Origin of the sequence: Kitasatospora sp. NPDC048286 (assembly GCF_043201735.1) — a bacterium.
Lineage (GTDB): Bacteria > Actinomycetota > Actinomycetes > Streptomycetales > Streptomycetaceae > Kitasatospora.
This window is the reverse complement of sequence record NZ_JBICZE010000019.1, coordinates 122,299-147,371: the sequence shown is the minus strand read 5'-3', so window position 1 is coordinate 147,371 and position 25,073 is coordinate 122,299. Positions and strand designations below refer to the sequence as shown.

Here is a 25,073-nt window from a genome sequence, read left to right as displayed (position 1 = left end):
CGCTAGCGAACGAGGGCCGCGAGGTCGCCGACGGGGTGGGTGCCCTTGGGCGCGCTGTGGGCGAGCGGTCCGACGAGAACGCAGGCCATGCCGGCGGCGTGTGCGGCACCGATCCCGGCGTGGGAGTCCTCGACGACGACGGTGCGTTCGGGGGACACCCCCAGGAGGGCGGCCCCGCGCAGGAAGCCCTCGGGGCTCGGCTTGCCTGCGATGACGTCCTCGCAGCACACCGTGACCTTGACGACGGAGTCCAGACCGGTCGCGGCGAGGGCCGGCTCCAGCAGGCGCCGCACCGTTCCGGTGACCACACCGACCTCGATGCCGGCCTCCGCCAGGCGCCGGACGAGCTTGACGTGGGAGGCCGGGATGCGGGGCCGTTCGGCTACCTCGCGGGCGTAGGCCGAGCACATGTGACCGAGGATCCGGTCGGCGAGGTGGGCATCGCCGTGCGAGAGTGCCGCGCAGATTTCGAGGTCGCTGATCCCGACGAAGCGGCGCTCGTACTCCTCCCATCCCAGCTCGATGCCGCACAGTTCCTCGGCCGCGTCCGCGTACAGCCGGCCGACGAGGTCCTCGTCGAGGGAGAGCGTGCCGTTGAAGTCGAACAGCACACCCTCTGCCCCGTGGAGGGCCGCAAGGGCGGCTTCAAGATCGAAGATGGTGTTGGACATAGGGGGAGTCCTTTGATGGGTTTCGATGGGCAGGCGGGGTGAGCGTAGCAGTTTTCGGTCTAGACCAAAGTTTGTTGACTGTTTGCCTTGACACCAGCCTTTGGTCATGAACGGCGCGCAGCATGGCGGGCGGTGAGCGAGATCGGCTCACTGCCCCTACCCTCAAGAACGGCGCCACCATGTCCACGCACCTGCCCGCGTCCGTCCCCTCCCGCCGCAGCTTCCTGCGCCTGTCCGCCCTCGGCCTGGGCGCGGCCGCCCTCGGTACGACCCTGGCCGGATGCGCCAGTGGTTCGTCGGCCGGCTCGCGCAAGCCCGTCGGATCCTCCCTGGACGAGATCGCCGCGCTGGCGAAGAAGGAGGGCAAGGTCCAGCTCATCGCCCTGCCGGACACCTGGGCCAACTACAAGGGCCAGCTGGAGAAGTTCCGCGCCAAGTACGGCATCGAGACCCCGGTGGCGTCCCCCGACGCCTCGTCGGCGGAAGAGGTCAAGGCGGTCAAGACCCTGCTCGGCCAGTCCTCCCAGCCGGACTCCATCGACATCGGTTACTCCTTCACCAAGCCCGCCACCGAGCAGGGACTGATCGAGGCCTACAAGCCGAGCAACTTCGACCGGATCCCGGACAACCTCAAGGACCCGAACGGCCTGTGGGTCGGCGCCTACTACGGGGTGGTCTCCATCGGCGTCAACACCAAGGCCGCCCCGCGCCCGGCGAGCTTCGAGGACCTCAAGCGCCCCGAGTACAAGGGCAAGGTCGCCCTGCCCGGCGACCCGCGGACCGGCGCCACCTCCCTCGCCACCGTCTTCGCCGCGGCTCTCGCCTACGGCGGTTCGACGGACGACATCACCCCGGGCATCGAGTACTTCGCGGACCTCGCCAAGCGCGGCAACCTCGTCAACATCTCCAAGACGAGCAGCGCGCTGGCCTCCGGCCAGGCGGCGGTCGTCTTCGACTGGAACTACAACTTCACCGGTATGAGCGCCGAGCTGAAGCGCACCGGCGTGGACCTGGAGTTCTTCGTCCCGGCCGAGGGCGTCTTCGGCACGTACTACGTGCAGCCCGTCACGAAGGCCTCGCCGCAGCCGAACGCGGCACGGCTGTGGGTGGACTGGCTGACCGGCGACGAGGGCGCCGAACAGTACGCCCTCGGCGGCGCGGTGCCGGCCCGGTTCACCGAGCTCGCGCAGGCCGGCAAGCTGTCCAAGGAGGCGATGGCCAACCTCCCGGACCCGGAGATCCTCCGCAAGGTGACCTTCCCGACCGTCGACCAGGGCGCGAAGGCCAACAAGCTCGTGACCGACACCTGGGCCGCGAAGGTCCGCGCCTGATGGCGGGCGCGAAGGCCGCAGCGCGCGGGCTGCGCCGCCCGGCCCTCGGCACACTGCCGTACTTCGTCTTCCTCCTGGTCTTCCTCTTCCTGCCGGTCGCGGCGAACGTCCTCCAGGCGTTCCAGGTCGCCGGGGCCTGGTCGACCGAGTCGATGGCCCGGGTCTTCGAGCCCCAGTACTTCGACGCGTTCGTCCTGACCAGCAACCTGTCCCTGGTCACGGCGGTCGTCGGCGGAGCCGCCGGGCTGGTCCTGGCCTGGGCGCTCGTCGGCGCGGAGCGCCCCCGGTGGCTCAAGAACCTGGCCCTGTCCTATGCGGCCATGGCCTCGCAGTCCGGCGGAGTGCCGCTGGCGTTCTCCTTCATCGCCACGATCGGCGGGCAGGGGCTGGTGACCTGGCTGCTGCCCGGTCTGCTGCACGGATTCCGGCTCGACTCCTTCCTGGGCGTCGCACTCGTGTACCTGTACTTCCAGATTCCCCTCATGGCGGTGCTGATGCTGCCCGCGCTGGCCGGCCTGCGCCGCGAGTGGCACGAGGCCGCGAGCACCCTGGGCGCCACCGGGTGGCGGTACGCGAAGGACATCGCCCTGCCGGTGCTCGCCCCCTCGCTCGGCGGGGCACTGCTGTTGCTCTTCGCCAACGCGTTCTCGGCGTACGCCACCGCATACGCCCTGGCCGGGGGCGGCCTGAACCTCGTACCGCTGCTGATCGGCTTCTTCATCGCCGGGAACGTGACCATCGACGAGTCGTTCGCAGCCGCCCTGGCCACGGTCATGATGCTCGTCATCGTGGTCGCGATGGGCGCGCGGGCACTGCTCGAACGGAGGAGCCGGGCATGGCTGAGCCACTGACCTCCCGGCGGCCGTTCCGCATCGGGGGACTGCTCCGTACGGCGGTCCTCGCCGTCGCCCTCCTCGGGTTCCTGGTCCCGGTGGCCGGGGCCGCCGTCTTCGGGTTCACCGTTCCGGGCAAGGCGGGCGCGACGCTCGACAACCTGGCCGCCGTCCTCACCTCGGCGGGCGCCGGCGACGCGCTGAACATGACGATGCTGCTCGCCGTCCTGTCCACCCTCGCGACGCTCGCGCTGCTGCTGCCGACCCTGCTGGTCCTCCACCTGCACGGGACGGCCAGGCTGCGTCACCTCGCGGAGTCGCTGTCGCTGCTCCCACTGGTGGTGCCGTCCGTGACGCTCGTCTCCGGAGCGGGGCTGTTCTTCCACGCCACGATGCCGGGATTCCTCGTCTCACCGCTCTCGCTGGTGCCGTTCTACGTGGTGCTGTGCCTGCCGCTGGCGTACCGCGCCCTTGACGCCCAGCTCCGGGCGGCCGATCTGCGCACCCTCTGGGCGGCGAGCAGCTCTCTGGGCGCCGGGAGCCTGCGCACGCTGGTGCGCGTCGTGCTGCCCGTCCTGCGCACCTCGCTGCTGTCCGCGGCGCTCATGTGCGTCGCGCTCGTACTGAGCGAGTTCGCGGTGGCCTCCCTGCTGCTGCACTTCACGTTCCCGGTCTACACCGTGCAGGCGGGCGGCAGTTCCCCTCGTGGCGCCGCGGCCCTGTCCTTCCTGACCATGATGATCACGTGGCTGCTCCTGTCGGGCATCTCGTGGCTCGCCCAACGACGGAAACGAACCGAATCATGAGTTCCCCCAACGCCCTCGGCGTGGCCCACCCGGCCACTGTCGCATCCCGTCCGGGCCACGTCTCGCTGGCCGGGGTCAGCAAGGCCTACGCCGGTCGGACCGTACTCGACGACCTGAGCCTCGACCTCGTCCAGGGCGAGATGGTGGCACTGCTCGGGCCTTCGGGCTGCGGCAAGACCACCACCCTACGGATCCTGGCAGGCCTGGAGCGGCCCGACGCCGGACGTGTGACCATCGCCGGCAGCGACGTGACCACGGCGCCGGCGCGCTCGCGCAACATCGGCGTCGTGTTCCAGCACTACTCGCTCTTCCCGCACCTGTCCGCCCGCGAGAACGTCGCCTACGGGCTGCGCATCCGGCGAGTGGATCGCGGCGGGCGGACCCAACGCGCGGATGAACTCCTGGAGTTGGTCGGGCTCGCGGAGCACGGCGGGAAGTTCCCCCACCAGCTCTCCGGTGGGCAGCAGCAGCGCGTCGCCCTGGCCCGCGCACTCGCGATCCAGCCCCAACTGCTGCTGCTGGACGAGCCGCTGAGCGCTCTCGACGCGACCGTCCGGGCCCGCCTGCGGGAGGAGATCCGCCGGATCCAACGCCAAGAGGGCATCACCACACTGATGGTGACGCACGACCAGGAAGAAGCGCTCACCATGGCCGACCGCGTCGGGGTCATGCTCGACGGGCGCATCGAACAACTCGCCACCCCGGAAACGCTGTACAACGAACCCGAGACGCCGTTCGTCTCGCAGTTCGTCGGCGTCGTCAACCGTATCGAGGGCACGGTGGCCGGCGGTCGGATCACCGTGTTCGGAGCCGGCCTGCGGATCGCCAACCGCGAACCTGTCGCGTCCGCGCGGGCCGTCGCCCTGATCCGCCCCGAGGACATCTCCGTACAGTCAGCCCGCGTCGGCGGGGCCGCAGGTGTCGTCGTCGAGCACATCCTGCGCGGGCCGCTCAGCTCGCTCCTCGTACGCCACGGCGCGGACCACCTCCGGGTGGACCTGGCCACACCGATGGCGGGCTCCTACCCGGTGGGAACCCCCGTGTCCCTCGGCGTCACCCGCACCCGCACCATCGTCGAAACCCCTGTCGAAACCCCCGCTGAAAGCTGAACCGCCCGTGCCGAACGCATTGCTCTCGCCAACGCCCGCCGCCCGGACCCGCATCCTCCTGATCGGCATCGACGGACTCCGCTGGGACCTGACCGCCGACTCGACTGCCGCCCCCACGCTCCGCGCCATGGCAGAGGAGGGCCACCTGATGCCCATGACCATGGAAGTGCCGACCATGTCCGGACCCGGCTGGTCCTCGATCCTCACCGGGACCACCCACGCCCAGCACGGGATCAGGGACAACTCCTTCGTCGGTCACCGGCTCCACCACCACCCGGACCTGCTCTCCCGGGCCTTCTACCAGGACCAGACCACCCGGACGTTCGCGGCGGCCGGCTGGCCCCCGCTGGTCTCCCCGGACGGGCTCGGCCCCGTCGTCCACCAGCGGGCGGAACAGCAGAAGGCCGGACTGCACACCGTCGTCGCCCGCGACGGCGAGGTGCACGGCTTCGTCCGGATCGACGCCGAGATCACCGACTTCGCGCTGGCCGCGCTCACCTCCCACCGCTCGCCGGACGTGTCGTTCGTCTACTTCTGCGACGTGGACGACGCCGGTCACGTCTACGGCGCGCGGACCGAGGAGTACCAGGCGGCTCTGAGCAGGGTCGACCGTCACGTGGCCAGGCTCCGGCATGCCGTACACACCCGCGCGGTGGACCACGGCGAGGACTGGCTCGTCGTGATCGTCGCCGACCACGGCCATCTCGACGAGGGCGGGCACGGCGGCGACACCCCCGAGGAGCGCACCTCGTTCATCCTGCGTTGGTCGCCCACCCTGCCCCTGGGCACGTGGCCCGACGAGGTCGCCCCGAACGAACTGCTGGAGCTGATCCTCGCGGAACGGGAACCCGCGCGGTAGGCGGCGGGCACCCATCGCCCGGGACCATGGCAGATCTGCCCGTGATCGCGTGCCCGCGCGGGTGTGATCCGAGTCGAAGAGGAAACCGATGGTCGGTATCCCCGAGGGCATCGACACCCCGGACATCATGGTCGAGCTGGACGTGCTCCAGTGGAACGTCGACCGCATGGCGGCCGGGCTGCGGGCTCGGCCGGCGGTGATGATGCGGCAGACGTCGCCCTCGGTGCAGCTTTCGGGGTCGGTCTCGGAGGCGGTGCGGGCCAGTCTTCGACAGACCCGAGCTGCACCAGAGGCCCTGTCTTCATGCGCGGACAAGTGGAAGATCACCCGACCGCGCCGACGTATTCGAACCCACTCTCACCAAGATCGATAGAGCAACGGCTTCTTACGGCGGCGTTCAGGCGCTGGCATGCGCCGGGGGCCGTCGATGTCAGAAGCTGCGCGGAGTCACCAGGCCGGATTCGTAGGCCAGGACCACGAGTTGGGCCCGGTCCCTGGCGTGGAGCTTGGTCATGGCCCGGTTGATGTGGGTCTTCGCCGTCATCGGGCTGATCACCATGCGGCCAGCGATCTCGTCGTTGGACAGGCCCTGCGCGACCATTGCGACCGCTTCGCGCTCGCGGCTGGTCAGCTCCTCCAGCCCCGCTCGGGTGCCGGTGGTGAGCGGTTGGGTGACGTACCTGTTGATCAGCTTGCGGGTGATCGACGGTGCCAGCAGGGCGTCCCCGCGCGCAGCGACGCGTACGGCATGCAGGAAGTCGTCCGGCACGATGTCCTTGACGAGGAAACCGGCGGCGCCGGCGCGCAGCGCGCTGTAAACGTATTCGTCCAGGCCGTAGTTGGTGAGGATGTCGACGTGCACCCCGGCCAGGGCAGGGTCGGCGGCGATGCGCCGGGTCGCCTCGATGCCGTCGGCGCCGGGCATCTGGATGTCGATGAGCGCGACGTCGGGCAGATGCTCCCTGGCCAGATCCAGGGCCTCCTTCCCGTCTGCGGCCTCGGCCACCACCTCGATGTCGCCTTCGAGGTCGAGGGCGCCCCGGGCCTGCGCCAACGCCTTGCCGGTGTCGTGCAGGCCCGAGGCCAGGGCCGCGATGGGGAGTGCGGCCAGCATGGTCACGCTCGCCGCCACCGTGACGAATCGGTGTCCCGCTCGCACGGCCGCGTACACGGCGAACAGGTACGCGACGGCCGGGACGTCGAACCTGGCTGCCTGGTAACCCACCGCGCACAGCCCAGTGACGGCCAGGACGGGAAGCGGAGCCCGGCGGCGCGGGACCAGCGCGAGACCGCCGGCCGCCAGCAGCGCGTACCCGAGCAGGTCAATGCCCGTGGCGGAGTGCTGTCCGGACAGCCCGGTGGCCAGCAACGTCACCGCGACACCGACAGCGATCACCCAGTCCACAGCGCCGGCCCGAACACGGATCCCTCCTGAACTCATGCGCGCACCCTAACGGGATGTCAGCACGGGCGACTCCTGCGTGCGGATGACCGGCTCACTACCGCACCCGCGGTACCCGCGCGGTTCCTGCGCCGTGCGCAGCAGCCGCTACGGCATCCGCGGCAGCGCGGATTGTCCGCGCCTGCCGGACGACCGGCGGTTGGTCCGCCGGACATGATCGGGCGACATCCGGTCCCAGCAGGAGGGGAAGCCCCCATGTCCGTTCGATCTGTGCTCGCCGTGGCCGCCGCTGTCGTCGCCGGAGGTGTCGTGTTCGCCGAACCTGCGGCCGCTCATGCCTCGGTGCAGCCGGTCGCCGTCAGTGTGTACATCCTGAGCGCCGGACGACTCGGGGCCATCGCGGCCACGTTGCTGGCACTGACCGGCGTGGTCATCGGCGGGCTGGCTCTGGCCCGCTCCACCGGCCGGATCGGCACCGGCCCAGGGCAACGCGGAGCCGTCGTGGCCCTGCTGGCGGGACTGACCGGCACGGCCCTCGGCGCCCTGGTGGCGGCGACGGCCTCCGGTGGCCTCGGCACCGGCAACGGCCTGGGCGGGGCCTTCGTGGCCCTGCTGCTGGGGTTGACCGGCACAGCCCTCGGCGGACTGGCGCTGACCCGCTCCCGCCGCGCCGACTGACCAGCTCACCAGCGAACGGGACCGCGCTCCGGGCAAGTGTCCGTGCTGCCTCAGCTCACGAACTCTTCGACTCGCCGGCGTACGCCGGTCGCCTCCCGGACCCGGGTACAAGTGCTGTCCGTTCAAGCATCCAAAGCCATCTGTCGAGCTGTGACCCACATCACATTCGGTTCCTGTCAGCAATCGGGGCGCTGTTCCGCTCAAGCCACCGGGAGCAATCGAACCGAACAGGAGCTACTCATGAAGCACCGCATCCTCGTTCTCGGCGCCGGCTATTCCGGGGCCTACACGGCCGGGAATCTGGCCCGCCGGCTGTCCCCGGCGGACGTCGAGATCACCGTGGTCGACGCTGGACCGGACTTCGTCGAGCGGATGCGCCTGCACCAGTTGGCGGCCGGCCGGGACATCGAGGCTCCGAAACTCGCCGACGTGTTCGCGGGCACGGGGATCCGGCTGCGCCTGGCCCGTGTCACCGCCGTCGACCCCGAGCGCCAGGTCGTCGCCGTGGCCGACGCCGACGGTGGCGGTGGCGGTGGCGAACTCGGCTACGACACGCTCCTCTACGCGCTCGGCAGCCACGGCGACGTCGACGGCGTTCCCGGCGCGGCCGAACACGCCTTCGACGTCGCCGCCCGGCCCTCGGCGCTGCGCCTGCGCGAGCGCTTGGACAGCCTGGGCAGGCGAGGCGACGGCGGGAGTGTGGTGGTCGTCGGCGACGGGTTGACCGGTATCGAGACCGCCACCGAGATCGCCGAATCCCGCCCCGGGCTGTCGGTGACGCTCATCGCCCGCGGCGAATTGGGCGCCCGGCTCTCCGCCGGGGCCCGCGGCCGCCTGCGCCGGGCCTGCGACCGGCTGGGCGTCACCGTCCTGGAGCACACCATCGTCGAGGCCGTCGAAGCGGCACGGGTGCTGTGCGCCGACGGCACCACCCTGGCGTCCGACACGACCGTGTGGACGGCCGGGTTCGCGGTCGACCCCATCGCCGCCGCCGGTGGGCTGGAGGTCACCGGGAACGGTCGGATCGTCGTCGACCGCACCATGCGGTCGGTGTCACACCCGAACGTCTACGCCATCGGCGACAGCGCCTACGCCATCGGCGACAACGGCCGACCACTGCCGATGTCCTGCGCCTCGGCCGCCTGCACCAGCCAGCAGGCCATCGAGGCGATCCTGGGACGCCTGACCGGCCGCAAGATCGCGAACACCAAGCTGGTCTACACGTACAACCACATCAGCCTCGGGCAGGGGGACGCGATCTGGCAGGGGGTCGACGACGAAGGGCAGCCGAAGCCGAAGCACATGGGCGGCCGAAAGTCCGCGCGGCTCAAGGTGCGCCTCGTCGCGCTCTCCCGGTGGGCCATCTCGCACCCGACCCTCGGCATGCCCAAGCGCAAGCGCCGCCTGGCCGCCGTGCCGGACGCGACCGCCGAAAACGCCGTCACGTCCGGCACGATGACGGTCGCATAGCCGCCTAGGGTGATCCACGTGGACAGCACCGCCACTGATCGCTTCGACACCAGTCGGTTCGAGGCCAGCCGCAACCGGCTGGCCTCGCTGGCGTACCGTCTCCTCGGCTCCGCCGCCGACGCCGAGGACGCCGTACAGGACGCGTTCGTGCACTGGCAGGCCGCCGACCGGCAGCGGATCAAGGTGCCGGAGGCATGGCTGACCAAGGTCGTCACCAACCTGTGCCTGGACCGGCTCCGCTCGGCGCAGGCCCGCCGCGAACGCGCCGTCGGCGCCTGGCTGCCCGAACCGCTCCTCGACGGCGACCCGATGCTCGGCCCGGCCGACACGTTCGAGCAGCGCGAATCGGTCTCCCTGGCCGTGCTGACTCTCATGGAGCGCCTGTCACCCCTCGAGCGGGCCGTCTACGTCCTGCGCGAAGCGTTCTCCTACAGGCACGCCGAGATCGCCGAGATCCTCGGCATCGCCGAGTCCGCGAGCCAGCAGCACCTCCACCGGGCCCGGCGCCGCATCACCACCGCGCGCCGCGGCGGCGGCGAAGCCGACCCGGCATCCGCCCGCAGGATCGTCGAGGAATTCCTCGCCGCTGCCTCGTCCGGCCGCACCGAACGGCTGGTAGCACTGCTCACCGACGACGCGACCGCGATCTCCGACGGCGCCGGCCTGACCGAGAAGCTGCTGCAGTACGACACCGCGCAGCGCATCGCCGCCATCGCACGGGCCGGCTTCAAACCCACAGCCGCGAAGCGGCGACTCGCCGGCGGCACGTCCGCCGTCCACTACGCGCTCGTCAACGGCGCCCCCGCCATCCTGTTCGTTCCCGGCGACCAGGTCGTCGGCGCCGTGACGTTCGACATCACGGGCGGCAGGATCGCGACCGTGCGCGGCATCGCAGCCCCCAGCCGCCTCGCCCGCCTCAACGAAGCCTGGCGGCAGCACGAACCGGACACGCCGCTCATCGCCCAGTGGTGACCCGACGCCGACCGCGTTCAGGCCTACGGCCGGACGCCATCGCAACTGGCGACCATCCAAGCGCGCAGGTGCGTCAGGCTGGTGCCGCGCCAGCAGTGCCCATCCTGCCGGGGAGGAGGGCTGTCCTCCAGCCGATCAACCGAGTTCCGGGCTGAAGGTGGAGGATCGTGGTCGCCAGGGTGGCGTGGCGCAGGGTCTTGGAGACGATCGCGATGGGGATGCCTTCGGCGATCATGATGCTGGCCGCGGTGTGCCGCAGCCGCCTGCCCCGTTGACGTAGCGGGTCGAGGTGGAGGGCTTGCCCTGAGTTCGTGGCGGCACCGGACGGGATCTGGCGGGAGCCGGGGGTGACGCGAACTCCGGGCCCGGAGCGGACCGCCGGAACGGACGGTTGACCCGCCCCACGGTGCGCGCGGGCCTCCCGCTGCTCCGCGACCCGCCCGCTCCCCGTGTCCACGTCGTGTCGCGGCCTGCGCTATCGAGCCGCTATGCGACTTGGGCAAGATCGGCGTCGCAGGTCCGGTGGCGGTACACGCCGGGCATGACGAAGGCGTCCCGGTCGGCGCGCGACCCGTGGGAGCGGGCCCCCCGCCACGGTCCGGCGACTGATGGTCCTGCTCGCCGTGAAGGAGTCCGAAGACACGATGGCGCACCCCGACGGTACGGAAGCACCGCTGCTGTGGACCCTGGCAGGCAGCGGCAAGGAGTCGCTGGCGGCCGGCGCGCGGGTCCTGCACGCGTACCTGGCCGGTCGTGACGACTGGAGCCCCCAGGACATCGCGTTCACCCTCGCGCGCACCGCTTCCGAGGGGAGCCGGCGGGCGGCACTGGTGGCGGACGGCCGCGAGGGATTCCTGCGGCGGCTGGACGCGCTCGCCGACGGCAGGAGCATGCCCGGCCTGGTGGAGGGCGCCGCAGGGGCAGGCCGCCGGGTCGCCTTCGTGTTTCCCGGACAGGGCGCGCAGTGGCCCCGGATGGCGGTGGACCTGCTGGACACCTCCACGGTGTTCCGCGACCGGATGGACGCGTGCGCGCAGGCCCTGGAACCGTTCGTCGACTGGTCGCCGATCGACGTGCTCCGCGACCCGGACGCGCCGGGCGCGCCCGCCGCGGACCGGGCCGACGTGGTGCAGCCCCTACTGTTCGCCGTGACGGTGTCGCTCGCCGAGCTGTGGCGCTCCCACGGCGTGGAACCGGCCGCCGTGCTCGGGCACAGCGTCGGCGAGGTCACCGCCGCCGCGGTCAGCGGCGCGCTGTCCCTGGACGACTCCGCGCGGGTGGTCGCCCTGTGGAGCCAGGCCCAGGCGACCCTGGCCGGGCAGGGCGACATGGTCTCCGTCATGGCCCCGGCCGACGAGGTCGAGCCGCGGCTGCGCGGCTGGGACGGCCGCCTCGTCGTCGCCGCGCACAACGGTCCGCGGTCCGTGATCGTCTCCGGCGACCGCGACGCCGCGGCCGAACTCCTCGCCGACCTGGCCTCGGAAGGGGTGCACGCACGGCGGATCGCGGTGGGCCTGGCCGCGCACTCCCCCCACATCGACGCGATCATCCCCCGGATGCGCGCCGACCTCGCACCGATCCGGCCCCGCACACCGCGGCTGCCCTACTACTCCGGACTGACCGGCGGACGACTGGACGCCCCGGTCCTGGACGCCGACTACTGGTGCCGCAACCTGCGCAACACGGTCAGGTTCCACGAGGCGGCCGGCGCCCTGCTGCGGGACGGGTACGGCGTCCTGCTGGAGGTCAGTCCGCACACCGTGCTGACCTCCGCCCTCACGGACTGCGCGGAGGAACACGGCGCGCAGGCCGCCGTCCTCGGGACGCTGCGCCGGGACCAGGACGGTCCGGGCCGGTTCCTGGCCTCGCTCGGTGACCTGTACGTGTGCGGTGCCGCCCCGGAACGGGAAGCGCCGCCCGCCGGGCAGCACGCCCGGGTGCCGGAACTGCCGGCGGCCGTCCTGGCGGCGCTCGCGGAGCCCGGCCCGGCCGACGCGAACGGGCCGGCCGACGCGGGCGCCACGGGCGGCGGCCGGGAGGTCGGCCGTGCGTTCCGCGCGGAGCCGGCCGGAATGGACGCCCCGGAACGGCGCGCCGCGCTGGCACGGCTGGTGGACGAGGAGATCGCCGCGCTGACCGGGCGGTCCGATCCGGTCCCCGCCGACCTGGCCTTCCTCGACCTGGGATTCGACTCCGTCACCGCCGTGGAGCTGCGCAACCGGCTGAGCGCGGCGACGGCGCTGCGCATCCCGGCGACGGTTGTCTTCGACTGCCCGACCCCGGCGGCCCTGACCGCGTACCTCTGCGCCGAGATCAGCGGCGACCGGCCCGACGGGAACACGGACGCGGACGAGCCGGTGCGGCGGGCCGAGGACGACGACCCCGTGGTGATCGTCGGCATGGGCTGCCGCTACCCCGGCGGGGTCGGCAGCCCCGACGAACTCTGGGAGCTGGTGTCGGCAGGTGCCGACGCCGTCTCCGCGCTGCCCGACGACCGCGGTTGGGACACCGCCGGACGGTACGACCCCGCACCGGGCACACCGGGCCGGTACTACCAGCGGGAGGCGGGTTCGCTCGCCGGAGCGGCCGACTTCGACGCCGAGTTCTTCGGCATCTCGCCGCGCGAGGCGCTGGCCATGGACCCGCAGCAGCGGCTGCTGCTGGAGACCACCTGGGAGGCGCTGGAGCGGGCCGGGATCGACCCGTCCACCCTGCGGCGGACCCCGACGGGCGTCTACGTCGGGGCGATGACCATGGACTACGGCCCCTCCCTCGAACAGGGCGCCGACGAGGGCGGCCACCTGCTGACCGGCAACACCGGGAGCGTCGCGTCGGGCCGCCTGGCCTACACCCTCGGCCTGGAGGGAGCGGCGGTCACCGTGGACACGGCGTGCTCGTCCTCGCTGGTGGCCCTGCACCTCGCGGTACGGGCGCTGCGCTCCGGCGAGTGCTCGCTGGCCCTGGCCGGCGGCGCGACCGTGATGTCCACGGTCGGCATGCTCGTGGAGTTCAGCCGGCAGGGCGGCCTGGCCCCGGACGGCCGCTGCAAGGCGTTCGCGGCGGCCGCCGACGGCTTCGGCCTGGCCGAGGGCGTGGGCATGCTGCTGCTGGAGCGGCTGTCGGACGCCCGCCGCAACGGGCATCCGGTGCTGGCGGTGGTGCGTGGTTCGGCGGTGAACCAGGACGGTGCGAGCAATGGTCTGACGGCGCCGAACGGTCCGTCGCAGCAGCGGGTGATCCGGGCGGCGCTGGCGGACGCGGGGCTGACCGTGTCGGACGTGGACGTGGTGGAGGCGCACGGTACGGGGACGCGGTTGGGTGACCCGATCGAGGCGCAGGCGCTGCTGGCCACCTACGGCCAGGGGCGGCCTTCGGATCGCCCGGTGTGGATCGGCTCGCTGAAGTCCAACATCGGCCACGCCCAAGCCGCGGCCGGTGTGGGCGGGGTCATCAAGTCGGTGCTGGCGCTGCGGCACGGCGTGATGCCCAAGACGCTGCACGTGGACGGTCCCACACCCGAGGTGGACTGGTCGGCGGGCGCCGGCCGGCTGCTGACGGAGGCCCGGGCGTGGGACGACACGGGTCGTCCGCGCCGGGCGGGGGTGTCCTCCTTCGGCATCAGCGGGACCAACGCCCACGTCATCCTGGAGTCCGCGCCGGCCGAGGCGGTGGAGGACGCCCCGCGTCCCGGGACGGTGGTGTGGCCGGTGTCGGCGCGCAGCGCCGAGGCACTGCGCGCGCAGGCGGAGGCGTTGGCGGCGCGGGTGGCGGCGGAGCCCGGCCTCGACGTGGCGGACGTGGGTTGTTCGCTGGCGGTGGGGCGTGCGTCCTTCGAGCACCGTGCGGTGGTGGTGGGTGGGGACCGGAGCGAACTGCTCGACGGCGTGAAGGCGCTGGCGCAGGGTGCCGCGGTGTCCGGCGGCGGGCTGGTTTCCGGTCGGGTGGCGCTGGTGTTCCCGGGTCAGGGTTCGCAGTGGGTGGGGATGGCCGCGGAGTTGCTGGCCGGGTCGGCTGTGTTCGCGGGGCGGATGGCGGAGTGCGGGCGGGCGCTGGCGCCTTATGTCGACTGGTCGTTGGCGGAGGCGTTGGGTTCGGAGGCGCTGCTGGCGCGGGTGGATGTGGTGCAGCCGGTGCTGTGGGCGGTGATGGTGTCGCTGGCGGAGGTGTGGCGTTCGTTCGGTGTCGTTCCGGACGCGGTGGTGGGCCACTCGCAGGGTGAGGTTGCGGCCGCCGTGGTGGCGGGTGGTCTGAGTCCGGAGGACGGGGCGCGGGTGGTGGCGCTGCGTTCCCGTGCGGTGGGGGCGCTGGCGGGGCGTGGCGGCATGGCGTCGCTGCCGCTGCCGGTGGACGCGGTGCGGGAGCGCATTGCGGGGCGGTTGTCGGTGGCGGCGGTGAACGGTCCGTCGTCGACGGTGGTGTCGGGTGACGCGGGCGCGGTCGCCGCGTTGGTGGAGGCTCTGGTGGGGGAGGGGGTGCGGGCGCGGTTGATCGAGGTCGACTACGCGTCGCACTCCGCGCATGTGGAGGAGGTCCGCGAGCAGCTGCTCGCCGACCTGGACGGCATCGTGCCGCTGTCCGGTGCGGTGCCGTTCTATTCGAGCGTCACGGGCGGCCTGTTGGACACGAAGGCCCTGGACGCCGGGTACTGGTACCGCAACCTGCGGGAGACCGTCGAGTTCGAGCAGGCCACCCGCGCGCTCCTGGCGGCCGGGCACCGCGTTTTCATCGAGTCCAGTCCGCACCCGGTGCTGTCGGTGGCGGTGGGGGAGTCGGTGGAGGCGGCGGGTGCGGACGCCGCGGTGCTGGGGACGTTGCGTCGCGGGGAGGGCGGTCCGGCGCAGGTGCTGCGCGCGGTCGGCCGTGGCTGGGAGCGCGGGTTGGAGGTGGTCTGGTCGCGGGCGTTCCCGGGGGCCCGGCGCGTCGAGCTGCCGACGTACGCCTTCCAGCGCACCCGCTACTGGCTGACGGCCCCCGCCGCCGTCCCGGCCGCCCCCGCCGAGGACCGCTGGGACGACCTGGAACTGCAGGACCCCACCCGGCTCGCCGAGATCCTCGGGGTCGGCCATGCCGCCCTGGACGAAGTCCTGCCCGCACTGGCGGCCTGGCGCTCCGTCAGGAGCCGTGAGCGGAAGGCGGAATCCTGGCGCTACCACGTCGCCTGGGCACCCCTGTCGGTCACGCCGGCGGACGGCCTCCCCGGTCGCTGGCTCGCTCTGCGTCCCGAGGGCGGTGACGCGGCGGCCGTCCTGGACGCCCTCGGCGAGGCCGGAGCCGACCTCCTCCCGTGCGTCGTCGCCGATCCGGGCGCGACCCGCGAACAGCTGGCCGCCCTGCTCACGGAGACCGCCGGGGAGCAGCCGATCGCCGGCGTGCTGTCCCTGTTGTCCTGGGAGGAGCGCCCCCACCCCGAACACCCCGACCTGCCCGGTGGCCCGGCGCTGACCCTCGCGCTGGCCCAGGCACTGGAGGACGCGGGCATCCAGGCCCGGCTCTGGACGCTGACGAAGGGACTGGCGGTCCTGGGCGGCGCGGAGCGGCCCGGACACGTCGGTCAGGCCGCCTCCGCCGCCCTGGGCCGGACGCTGGCCCTGGAGCACCCGCACCGCCGGGGCGGCCTGGTCGACCTGCCCGAGGTGCTGGACGCACGGGCCGCCCGCCGCCTGTGCGCGGTGCTCGCGGGAGCCGCGGCCGACGAGGAACAGGTGGCGGTGCGCTCCACCGGGGTCCACGGACGCCGGCTCCGCCCCGCGTCGTCCGGGTCGCCGAAGGCCCGTGCAGGCGGCCCGGACGTCCGGTGGCGGGGCACGGTCCTGGTCACCGGCGGCACCGGCGGCGTCGGCTCGCACACGGCGCGCTGGCTGGCGGGCCGGGGCGCGGAGCGGCTGCTGCTGGTCAGCCGACGCGGCGCCGACGCCCCCGGTACGGACGCGCTGCGGGCGGAACTGACGGCGCTGGGCGCCGAAGTGGCCTTCGCGGCCTGCGACGTCGCCGACCCGGCCGCACTGGCGGCGCTGCTCGCCGACATCCCGGCGCGATACCCGCTGTCCGCCGTCATCCATGCGGCGGGCGTCCTCGACGACGGTGTGCTCGACGCGCTGGACCCCGCGCGGCTCGCCGTGGTGCTGCGCGCCAAGCTGACCGCCGCACGGAACCTGCACGAGGCCACCGCGGGTCTCGACCTGTCGGCCTTCGTGGTGTTCTCGTCGGTGATGGGCGTCGTGGGCAACGCCGGGCAGGGCAACTACGCGGCCGCCAACGCGGCCGTCGACGCACTCGTCGCCGCCCGCCGGGCCGCCGGGCTGCCCGGCACGTCCGTGGCCTGGGGCGCCTGGGCCGGGCCGGGCATGCTGGCGGACGAGGTCGCCGCACGGCTGCGGGACTTCGGCATGCCGGTGATGGAGCCCGAAACGGCCGTCACCGCGATCGGCCGGGCACTGGAGGCGGACGACACGCTGGTCGTGGTCGCCGACGTCGACTGGAAGCGCTTCACCGCGGCCATCGGCCTGCGGTCCGCCGCCCTGCTCGACGGGCTACCGGACCCGGCGGCCGCGGGGCCCGCCCCGGACACCGCCGGACTGTCGGCGGCCCGGGAGGGCGACGGCGCCGCCGACACTCTGCGGCAGCGGATCGCCGTACTGCCGCGCCACGAGGACCGGGTCAGGACGCTCACCGAACTGGTGCGCACCCATGCGGCGACGGTCCTGCGCCACCCCGACGTCGACACGGTCCAGCCCGGAAAGGCGTTCTCCGCGCTCGGATTCGACTCCCTGATGGCGGTGGAGCTGCGTAACCGGCTCGCCGCCGTCACCGGGCTGGCCCTGCCCGCCACCGTCCTCTTCGACCACCCCACGCCGTCGGCACTGGCCGACCGGCTGCTCGCGGAACTGGACCTGAACCCGAACCCGGACCTGCCGGACGCGACGGGCGGCACCGCCGAGTCCGCCGGGGCCGCCGACCCCGTCGGCAACGAGCCGATCGCGATCGTCGGCATGGGCTGCCGCTTCCCCGGCGGGGTCGCCCGGCCCGAGGACTTCTGGCAGCTGCTCTCCAAGGGCACCGACGCCGTCGGCGACTGGCCGTCGAACCGGGGCTGGGACACCGAGGGGCTGTACGACCCGGACCCCGACCGCGCCGGCACCACGTACAGCAGGCAGGGCGGCTTCCTGCACGACGCGGCCGACTTCGACGCGGAGTTCTTCGGCATCTCGCCGCGCGAGGCCCTGGCCATGGACCCGCAGCAGCGGCTGCTCCTGGAGACCGCCTGGGAGGCGGTCGAGGGCGCCGGGCAGGATCCGACCGCGCTGAAGGACCGGCAGGTCGGCGTCTACGTCGGCACCAACGGCCAGGACTACTCCGCGCTGCTGGAGGGCGCCGAGGGCGTGTCCGAGGGCCACCTGCTGACCGGGAACACGGCCAGCGTGCTGTCGGGGCGGCTGTCCTACGTCCTCGGCCTCCAGGGGCCCTCGCTCACCGTCGACACCGCGTGCTCCTCCTCGCTGGTGGCGCTGCACCTGGCCGTGCAGGCACTGCGGCGCGGCGACTGCGAGCAGGCCCTCGCGGGCGGGGTGACGGTGATGAGCACCCCGCGGCTCTTCGTGGAGTTCAGCCGTCAGCGCGGGCTCGCCGCCGACGGACGGTGCAAGGCGTTCTCGGCGGACGCGGACGGCACCGGCTGGGGCGAGGGCGCCGGAGTGCTGCTGCTGGAGCGACACAGCGACGCCCTGCGCCACGGCCACCCCGTACTTGCGCTGATCACCGGCACCGCCGTGAATCAGGACGGCGCCAGCAACGGGCTCACCGCCCCCAACGGCCCGTCCCAGCAGCAGGTCATCCGCGCCGCGCTGGCCGACGCCGCGCTGCGCGCCGACCAGATCGACGCGATCGAGGCCCACGGCACCGGCACGAAGCTCGGCGACCCCATCGAAGCGCAGGCGCTCCAGGCCGTCCACGGGCCGGCGCGCACGGCGGACCGGCCGCTGTGGCTCGGCTCCGTGAAGTCGAACATCGGGCACACCCAGGCGGCGGCCGGGGTGGCCGGAGTGATGAAGATGGTGCTGGCCATCCGCCACGGCGAACTGCCGGGAACCCTGCACGCCGGGACGCCGAACCCGCACGTCGACTGGTCCGACGGTGCCATCCGCCTGCTCACCGCGCACACCCCGTGGCCGGAGACCGGGAACCCACGCCGGGCAGGCGTGTCGTCGTTCGGCATCAGCGGCACCAACGCGCACGCGATCATCGAGCAGGCGCCCGCCATCGCGGCCGTGCCCGCCCTGGACCGGACCGACATCCCGGCCGCCCCCACCGAGGGAACCGCCGCCACCCCCGCCGCCGCCACGATGGCGCTCGCCGCGGACACCGCCGTCCCCACCGCCCGCCGTACCGGCTCGCCCGTGCCGCTGCTGCTCTCGGCCAGGACTCCGGAGGCCCTGCGGGTCCAGGCCGGTCGGCTGGTGAGCCGGCTCGACGCCGACCCGGACGTCGAACTGGTGGACGTCGCCTATTCGCTCGCCACGGGACGGGCCCCGCTCGAACACCGGGCCGCCGTCCTGGGACGGGACCGGGCGTCCGTCCGGCGCTCGCTCACCGCACTCGCGCGCGGCACGACGGCGGGCCGACTGCTCACCGGCGGCGTGCGCCCCGGCCGGACCGCCTTCCTGTTCCCGGGACAGGGCAGCCAGCGGGCCGGAGCCGGCGCAGAGCTCTACCGCGACGACCCGGTGTTCGCCGACGCCCTCGACGACGTGCTGACCGGCCTGGACCCGCACCTCGACCTGAACCTGCGCGACCTCCTGTTCGCCGAGCCCGGAACCCCCGACGCGGAGCTGCTCGACCGCACCCGGTACACCCAGCCCGCACTGTTCGCCCTGGAGACGGCGCTGTTCCGGCTCGTACGGCACTGGGGCGTGCGGCCCGACCTGCTGATGGGGCACTCCATCGGCGAACTCGCCGCCGCCCACGCGGCGGGCGTGCTGGACCTGCCCGACGCCTGCGCGCTGGTGACGGCCCGGGGCCGGCTGATGGACGAACTGCCCGAGGGCGGGGCGATGGTGGCGGTGGAAGCCGGCGAGGAGGAAGTACGCCAGGCCCTGTCGGCCGAGGACCGGGACGCGGTGGACATCGCCGCCGTCAACGGGCCCGACTCCGTGGTCCTGTCCGGTGACGAGGACGCGGTAAGCCGCCTGGCCGGGGCGTTCCGCGCCCGCGGCCGGCGCATCCGGCGCCTGAGCGTGAGCCACGCCTTCCACTCCGCCCGGATGGACGGCATGCTCGACGCCTTCCGGGACGTGGCCGAGTCGCTGACCTACCACGCGCCCGGCATCGAGATCGTCTCCAACCTGACCGGGCGTACGGCCACGGCCGCGGAACTCCGTTCCCCCGACCACTGGGTGCGGCACGCCCGGGGCACCGTGCGCTTCCTGGAGGGGGCCCGCCAGCTGCGGGCCGAGGGCGCGACCACGTACCTCGAACTCGGACCGGGCGGCGTGCTGTCCGGCATGCTCCACGCCTGCCTCCCCGACGCCACCCCCACCCCCGGCGGCCCCGGGACGGTGCCGCTGCTGCGCGACGGCCGCGGCGAGCCGGACGCGGTCCGCACCGCACTCGCCTCGCTGCACCTGCGCGGTGTGGCGGTGGACTGGTCGGCGGGCTGGAGCGGCACCGACGTGCGGTGGGTCGACCTGCCCACCTACGCCTTCCAGCACCGGCGCTTCTGGCCGGAAGCCGCGTCGGACCCGGCCCCCGCCGCCTGGCGCGCCCGCCGGGGGACCGCGGCCCCCGTCGGCCCCCGCCGCTACCGCATCGCATGGGAGCCGCTCGCCGCGCCCGCGGAGCCCCGCCTCTCCGGCCGCTGGCTGCTCGTCACCCCGGACGGACCCGGTGCCGAGGACACCGCGCTCGCCTGCGAACACGCGCTCGCCGGACACGGCGCCGACGTGGCCGTGATCCGGGTCGGGGCCGCCGCCGAACGCGCCGAACTGGCCGCGCTGCTCCCGGAGTTCGGCTCCTTGGACGGAGTCCTGTCGCTGCTGGCCCTGGCCGAGGGCCCCCGCCCGGGCCTGCCGATGCTCGACGCCTGCCTGACCGGGACCCTGCTGCTGCTCCAGGCCCTGGGCGACAGCGGCATCGACGCACCCCTGTGGTGCGCCACCCGCGGCGCGGTGGCAGCCGACGGCACGGAGGAGGTCCGCCCCGAGCAGGCCCAGGTGTGGGGCCTGGGCCGGGTGGCGGCACTGGAGCACCCGCTGCGCTGGGGCGGCCTGGTCGACCTGCCGGACCTGCTGGACGAGCCCGCGCTGGACGGGCTGTGCGCGGTGCTGGCCGGACGGGACGGCGAGGACCAGGTGGCCGTACGCGCGCCGGCACCGTTGGGCCGCCGGCTCGTCCCCGCGCCGGAGCCCGCGACACCCGCGCCCGCACCGTGGACGCCGCGCGGCACGGTCCTCGTCACCGGCGGCACCGGCGGCCTCGGCGCCCAGGTGGCGCGCTGGCTCGCGGAGCGCGGCGCGGACCACCTGGTCCTGCTCGGCAGGCGGGGCCCCGAGGCCCCGGGAGCCGACGCGCTGGCCGACGCCCTGGCGGCGCTCGGCGCCCGGAGCACCCTGCTGGCCTGCGACGTCGCCGACCGCACCGCGCTGGAACGGATCCTGGAGCGGCTGCACGCCGAGGGCGACACCGTACGGGCCGTGGTGCACACCGCGGGACTCACCTCGGACACCGCGTTGACGGACTGCACGCCGGAGGAACTGGCCCTGCGGACGGCGGCGAAGACGCGCGGCGCGGCCCACCTCGACGCTCTGTTCGAAGGCCGTCCGCTGGACGCCTTCGTGCTGTTCTCCTCGATCTCGGGCACCTGGGGCAGCGGCGGCCAGGGCGCGTACGCGGCGGCCAACGCCTACCTGGACGGCCTCGCCGCGGCGCGGCGCGGCCGGGGCCTGCCGGCGACCTCGGTGGCCTGGGGCCCCTGGGCCGGCGCGGGCATGGCCGAGGGCGCAGTCGGCGACGGCCTGCGCCGCCACGGGCTGGTGCCGATGGACCCCGCGGCGGCGCTCTCGGCGCTCGGCCTGGCGCTGGCCCTGGACGAGGGCGAACCGGTCGTCGCCGAGCTGGACTGGAGTCGTTTCGCGCCCACCTTCGGTTCGGTCCGGGAGAGCGCGCTGCTGCGCGGCCTGCCGGCCGCCGCCGAGTTCCGGTCGGCGGACGGCGGCCCCGCGGCCGCGGACACCTCCACAGGGTCCGGACCCGGTACGGGCGGCGACCCGTCGTGGTCGCACCGGCTGCACCGGCTGTCCGAGCCCGAGGGCCGCAAACTGCTGACGGAGCTGGTCCGGAGCGAAGCGGCCGCCGTGCTGGGCCACGAGTCGGCCGTCGGCCTCGCAGCCGACCGCCCGTTCCGCGAGGCGGGCTTCGACTCGCTCACCGCCGTCGAACTCCGCAACCGGCTGGTCGCGGCCACCGCCCTGCCGCTCGCGCTCACCTCCGTCTTCGACCACCCGACGGCGGACGCCCTCGCCGCGCACCTGTTCGCCGGGCTGAGCGGCACGGAACCGGGTGCCGACGGCACGGCCGGTACGACCGGCACGACCGGCACGACCAGCGCGGCCGGCACGACCGGCGCGGCCGGGCCCGCGGCGGCCGACGAACCCCTGGCGATCGTCTCGATGGCCTGCCGGTTCCCGGGCGGCGTCCGCTCGCCCGAGGACCTGTGGCAGCTGGTGGCCGACGGAGTGGACGCGATCGCCGCGCTGCCCGCCGACCGCGGCTGGCCGCTGGACACCCTCTACGACCCGGACCCCCTGCACCCGGGCACCTTCTACACCACCGGCGGCGGATTCCTGGACGGCGCGGCCGAGTTCGACGCGGAGTTCTTCGGCATCTCCCCGCGCGAGGCCCTGGCCATGGACCCGCAGCAGCGGCTGCTGCTCGAAACCAGCTGGGAGGCCCTGGAGCGGGCCGGACTCGACCCCGCGTCGGTCCGCGGCAGCGAGGGCGGCGTCTACGTCGGCGTCGCCTCCCAGGGCTACGGCACCGGCCCGCAGGACCCGGCCGACGAGGTCGAGGGGCACCTGCTCAGCGGCACGGTCACCAGCGTCGCCTCCGGCCGGGTCGCCTACACGCTCGGCCTCGGCGGCCCCGCCGTGACCGTGGAGACGGCCTGCTCGTCCTCGCTGGTGGCACTGCACCTGGCCGGCCAGGCACTGCGGGCCGGCGACTGCTCGTTCGCCCTGGTCGGCGGCGCCGCGGTGATGGCGAGCCCGGACGTCTTCGTCGAGTTCAGCCGTCAGCAGGGCCTGTCGCCCGACGGCCGCTGCCGCTCCTTCGCCGAAGGGGCGAACGGCACCGGGTGGGGTGAAGGGGTGGGCGTCCTGCTCGTGGAACGCCTCTCCGACGCGCGCCGCCTCGGGCACCCGGTTCTCGCCCTGGTACGGAGCACCGCGGTGAACCAGGACGGTGCCAGCAACGGCCTCACCGCCCCGAGCGGCCCCGCGCAGCAGCGGGTGATCCGGGCCGCGCTGGCCACGGCGGGACTGTCCGGCGCCGAGATCGACCTGGTCGAGGCGCACGGCACCGGGACCGTACTCGGCGACCCCATCGAGGCGCAGGCCCTGCTGGCCACCTACGGCCAGGACCGGCCCGCTGACCGCCCGCTGTGGCTGGGGTCGCTGAAGTCCAACATCGGGCACACCCAGGCCGCCGCCGGAGTCGCCGGGGTCATCAAGACGGTGCTCGCCCTGCGGAACGGCGTGCTCCCCGGCACCCTGCACGCCCAGGAGGCGTCCAGCCGGGTGGACTGGTCGGCCGGCGCGGTCCGGTTGCTCGCGGACGCCCGCCCCTGGGACGCCCCGGACGGGGGCCGGCCGCGCCGGGCCGGCGTCTCCGCGTTCGGCATGAGCGGCACCAACGCCCACGCCATCCTGGAGGAGGCACCCGCCGCCGACGGCCCGCCCGGCGACACGGACGGCGGACCGGCCGAGGACACCGGGGCCACGGTTGCCTGGCTGCTCTCCGCCATGACCCCCGCGGCCCTGCGCCGCCAGGCGCGCCGACTGGGCGAGCACCTGCGGGCCGACCCCGACGCGGGCGCCGCCGCGGCCGCCCGGGCGCTCGCCACCACCCGCCCCGCCCTGCCCTTCCGGGCGGCCGCCACCGGCCGCGACCGCGCCGCGCTGCTCGGCTGGCTGGACGCCCTCGCGGCGGGAGAACCCGCGCCCGACGCCGTGCAGGACCGGGTGCGCGGCGGCCGCACGGTCTTCGTCTTCCCCGGCCAGGGCTCGCAGTGGGCCGGCATGGCCGCGGCGGCGCTCGACACCTCCGCGCCGTTCGCCGCCGCCGTCGCCGCCTGCGAACGGGCGCTCGCCCCGCACACCGACTGGTCCCTGACCGAGGTGCTGCGCGGCGCGCCCGGCGCACCGACGCTCGACCGCGTGGACGTCGTCCAGCCGGTGCTCTTCGCGGTGATGGTCGCGCTGGCCGCGCACTGGCGCGACACCGGGGTCACCCCGGACGCGGTCGTCGGGCACAGCCAGGGCGAGATCGCCGCCGCCTGCGTCGCCGGAGCGCTGTCGCTCGACGACGCGGCCCTCGTGGTGGCGCGGCGCAGCCAGGCGCTACTGAGGCTGGCGGGCCGCGGCGGCATGGTGTCGGTCGCAGCCTCCGCCGAGCGGGCCACGGGCCTGCTGCCCGCCGGCGGACGCGCGTGCGTGGCCGCGGTGAACGGCCCTGACGCCGTGGTCGTCGCCGGGGAGCCCCAGGAGCTGGCCGCCCTGCTCGCGGCCTGCGAGCGGGAAGGCGTCCGGGCCAAGGCGATCCCGGTGGACTACGCGGCCCACTCGGCCCAGGTCGCTGAGATCGAGGACGAACTGCGCGAAGCCCTCACCGGGATACGCCCCCGCGCCTCGGCCGTCCCGCTCTACTCGACGGTGACCGGCGAACCCGTCGCCGGAGAGTCGCTCGACGCCGCCTACTGGTACCGCAACCTGCGCGAACCGGTCGACTTCGCCGGAGCGACCCGCACCCTGCTGGACGCGGGCCACACCCTGCTCGTCGAGGTCAGCCCGCACCCGGTGCTGCTCGCCGGGATCGAGGCGGTGGCCGCGGAGGCCGGGCGGGAGGTGTCGGCGGTCGGCACGTTGCGGCGCGGCGACGGCGGCCGGGACCGGCTGCTGGCCTCGCTGACCGAGGCGTGGGCGGCCGGCGGCGGTCCGGTGGACTGGTCGCCCTGGACGGGGACCCCCGGGTCGGGCGGACCGGCCCCCGTCCTGCTGCCGACGTACCCCTTCCAGCGCGACCGGTACTGGCTGGCCACCCCGGGCCGGACGGCCGCCGCCCCCACCGGGGCGCCGGCCGAGGACGCTCCGGAGGCCGCGGCCGACGACGACGGCACCGCCGCCGCACGACTGGCCGCCCGGCTGGCCCCGCTGGACCGGAGGGCCCGCCGGCAGGCGGTGCTCGACCTCGTCGTCCGGCACTCGGCCGCGGTCCTCGGCCACACCGGAACCGGCCCGGTACGCCCGGAACGTTCCTTCGCCGAGGTCGGCTTCGACTCGATGCTCGCGGTGCGGTTCAGGAATGCGCTGTGCGAGGCCACCGGGCTGGCCGTCCCGCCGACGGCCGTCTTCGATCACCCGACGCCCGAGGCGCTCGCCGCCTACCTGGACGCGGAGTTGTCCGCCGCGCCCGAACCACCCTCGCCGCTGCTGGCCGAGCTGGACCGGCTGGCCACGCTCCTCACGTCCGCCCCGCCCGGAGCGGACGACAGCGACGGGGTCGGCGAACGACTGGACGAACTGCTGCGCGGCTGGCGCCGGCGCGCCGGCGCCCCGGGCGGCAGGGCAGTACCTCCCGGGGCGGTGGGCGACACCGCAACGGTGACCGCAACGGCGACAGCGGACGAGCTGTTCGCCCTGATCGACAACGACTTCGGGAACGTCTGAGAGAGAGCT

At 74.1% G+C, this 25,073-nt stretch carries 12 protein-coding genes; 10 read left to right on the top strand and 2 right to left on the bottom strand.

All coding sequences use genetic code 11. The features are described from left to right. Nucleotides 1-2: 2 nt before the first annotated feature. A complete protein-coding gene (locus tag ACGF13_RS34880) occupies nucleotides 3-671 on the bottom strand; it encodes an HAD family hydrolase (RefSeq protein ID WP_392883152.1) in 669 nt (222 codons plus the stop codon). Between the two features lie 179 nt (nucleotides 672-850). Between ACGF13_RS34880 and ACGF13_RS34875 the strand changes: the two genes are divergently transcribed. The 6 genes from ACGF13_RS34875 (at nucleotide 851) to ACGF13_RS34850 (ending at nucleotide 5,982) form a co-directional block, all read left to right on the top strand. Next, nucleotides 851-2,002: an ABC transporter substrate-binding protein gene (locus tag ACGF13_RS34875; RefSeq protein ID WP_392883150.1), complete on the top strand. Its 1,152-nt coding sequence runs from the start codon at nucleotides 851-853 to the stop codon at nucleotides 2,000-2,002. Next, a complete protein-coding gene (locus ACGF13_RS34870; protein ID WP_392883148.1) occupies nucleotides 2,002-2,853 on the top strand; it encodes an ABC transporter permease in 852 nt (283 codons plus the stop codon). The genes ACGF13_RS34875 and ACGF13_RS34870 overlap by 1 nt, the downstream gene beginning before the upstream one ends. Then, nucleotides 2,838-3,641, top strand: coding sequence for an ABC transporter permease (locus tag ACGF13_RS34865; protein WP_392883146.1), 804 nt, complete (start codon nucleotides 2,838-2,840; stop codon nucleotides 3,639-3,641). Before ACGF13_RS34870 ends, ACGF13_RS34865 begins: the two co-directional genes overlap by 16 nt. Next, the gene (locus ACGF13_RS34860) at nucleotides 3,638-4,750 is read left to right on the top strand and encodes an ABC transporter ATP-binding protein (RefSeq protein ID WP_392883144.1); all 1,113 of its coding nucleotides are present in this window, start codon (nucleotides 3,638-3,640) and stop codon (nucleotides 4,748-4,750) included. Before ACGF13_RS34865 ends, ACGF13_RS34860 begins: the two co-directional genes overlap by 4 nt. Nucleotides 4,751-4,757: 7 nt before the next feature. Further along, nucleotides 4,758-5,609: an alkaline phosphatase family protein gene (locus ACGF13_RS34855; RefSeq protein ID WP_392883143.1), complete on the top strand. Its 852-nt coding sequence runs from the start codon at nucleotides 4,758-4,760 to the stop codon at nucleotides 5,607-5,609. 88 nt (nucleotides 5,610-5,697) lie between these two features. Beyond that, nucleotides 5,698-5,982: a hypothetical protein gene (locus tag ACGF13_RS34850; RefSeq protein ID WP_392883140.1), complete on the top strand. Its 285-nt coding sequence runs from the start codon at nucleotides 5,698-5,700 to the stop codon at nucleotides 5,980-5,982. A 57-nt stretch (nucleotides 5,983-6,039) separates the two neighbouring features. Here the strand turns inward: ACGF13_RS34850 and ACGF13_RS34845 are convergent, their stop codons facing one another. Further along, nucleotides 6,040-6,696 (bottom strand): response regulator, encoded by a 657-nt coding sequence (locus ACGF13_RS34845; protein WP_392883183.1) that lies wholly within the window; start codon nucleotides 6,694-6,696, stop codon nucleotides 6,040-6,042. A gap of 570 nt (nucleotides 6,697-7,266) precedes the next feature. Between ACGF13_RS34845 and ACGF13_RS34840 the strand changes: the two genes are divergently transcribed. From ACGF13_RS34840 to ACGF13_RS34825, 4 genes are all read left to right on the top strand, one after another. Continuing rightward, the gene (locus ACGF13_RS34840; protein ID WP_392883138.1) at nucleotides 7,267-7,689 is read left to right on the top strand and encodes a DUF6223 family protein; all 423 of its coding nucleotides are present in this window, start codon (nucleotides 7,267-7,269) and stop codon (nucleotides 7,687-7,689) included. Between the two features lie 240 nt (nucleotides 7,690-7,929). After that, nucleotides 7,930-9,159: an NAD(P)/FAD-dependent oxidoreductase gene (locus ACGF13_RS34835; RefSeq protein ID WP_392883136.1), complete on the top strand. Its 1,230-nt coding sequence runs from the start codon at nucleotides 7,930-7,932 to the stop codon at nucleotides 9,157-9,159. A gap of 18 nt (nucleotides 9,160-9,177) precedes the next feature. Continuing rightward, nucleotides 9,178-10,131: a sigma-70 family RNA polymerase sigma factor gene (locus ACGF13_RS34830; protein WP_392883133.1), complete on the top strand. Its 954-nt coding sequence runs from the start codon at nucleotides 9,178-9,180 to the stop codon at nucleotides 10,129-10,131. A 644-nt stretch (nucleotides 10,132-10,775) separates the two neighbouring features. Continuing rightward, nucleotides 10,776-25,064, top strand: a complete 14,289-nt coding sequence (locus ACGF13_RS34825) for a type I polyketide synthase (protein ID WP_392883131.1) — start codon at nucleotides 10,776-10,778, stop codon at nucleotides 25,062-25,064. Nucleotides 25,065-25,073: the final 9 nt, after the last annotated feature.

Coding starts and splice junctions, on each gene's coding strand:
- ACGF13_RS34850 (WP_392883140.1), top strand. CDS start 5,698: ATGGTCGGTATCCCCGAGGGCATCGACACCCCGGACATCATGGTCGAG.
- ACGF13_RS34865 (WP_392883146.1), top strand. CDS start 2,838: ATGGCTGAGCCACTGACCTCCCGGCGGCCGTTCCGCATCGGGGGACTG.
- ACGF13_RS34880 (WP_392883152.1), bottom strand. CDS start 671: ATGTCCAACACCATCTTCGATCTTGAAGCCGCCCTTGCGGCCCTCCAC.
- ACGF13_RS34840 (WP_392883138.1), top strand. CDS start 7,267: ATGTCCGTTCGATCTGTGCTCGCCGTGGCCGCCGCTGTCGTCGCCGGA.
- ACGF13_RS34860 (WP_392883144.1), top strand. CDS start 3,638: ATGAGTTCCCCCAACGCCCTCGGCGTGGCCCACCCGGCCACTGTCGCA.
- ACGF13_RS34870 (WP_392883148.1), top strand. CDS start 2,002: ATGGCGGGCGCGAAGGCCGCAGCGCGCGGGCTGCGCCGCCCGGCCCTC.
- ACGF13_RS34825 (WP_392883131.1), top strand. CDS start 10,776: ATGGCGCACCCCGACGGTACGGAAGCACCGCTGCTGTGGACCCTGGCA.
- ACGF13_RS34835 (WP_392883136.1), top strand. CDS start 7,930: ATGAAGCACCGCATCCTCGTTCTCGGCGCCGGCTATTCCGGGGCCTAC.
- ACGF13_RS34875 (WP_392883150.1), top strand. CDS start 851: ATGTCCACGCACCTGCCCGCGTCCGTCCCCTCCCGCCGCAGCTTCCTG.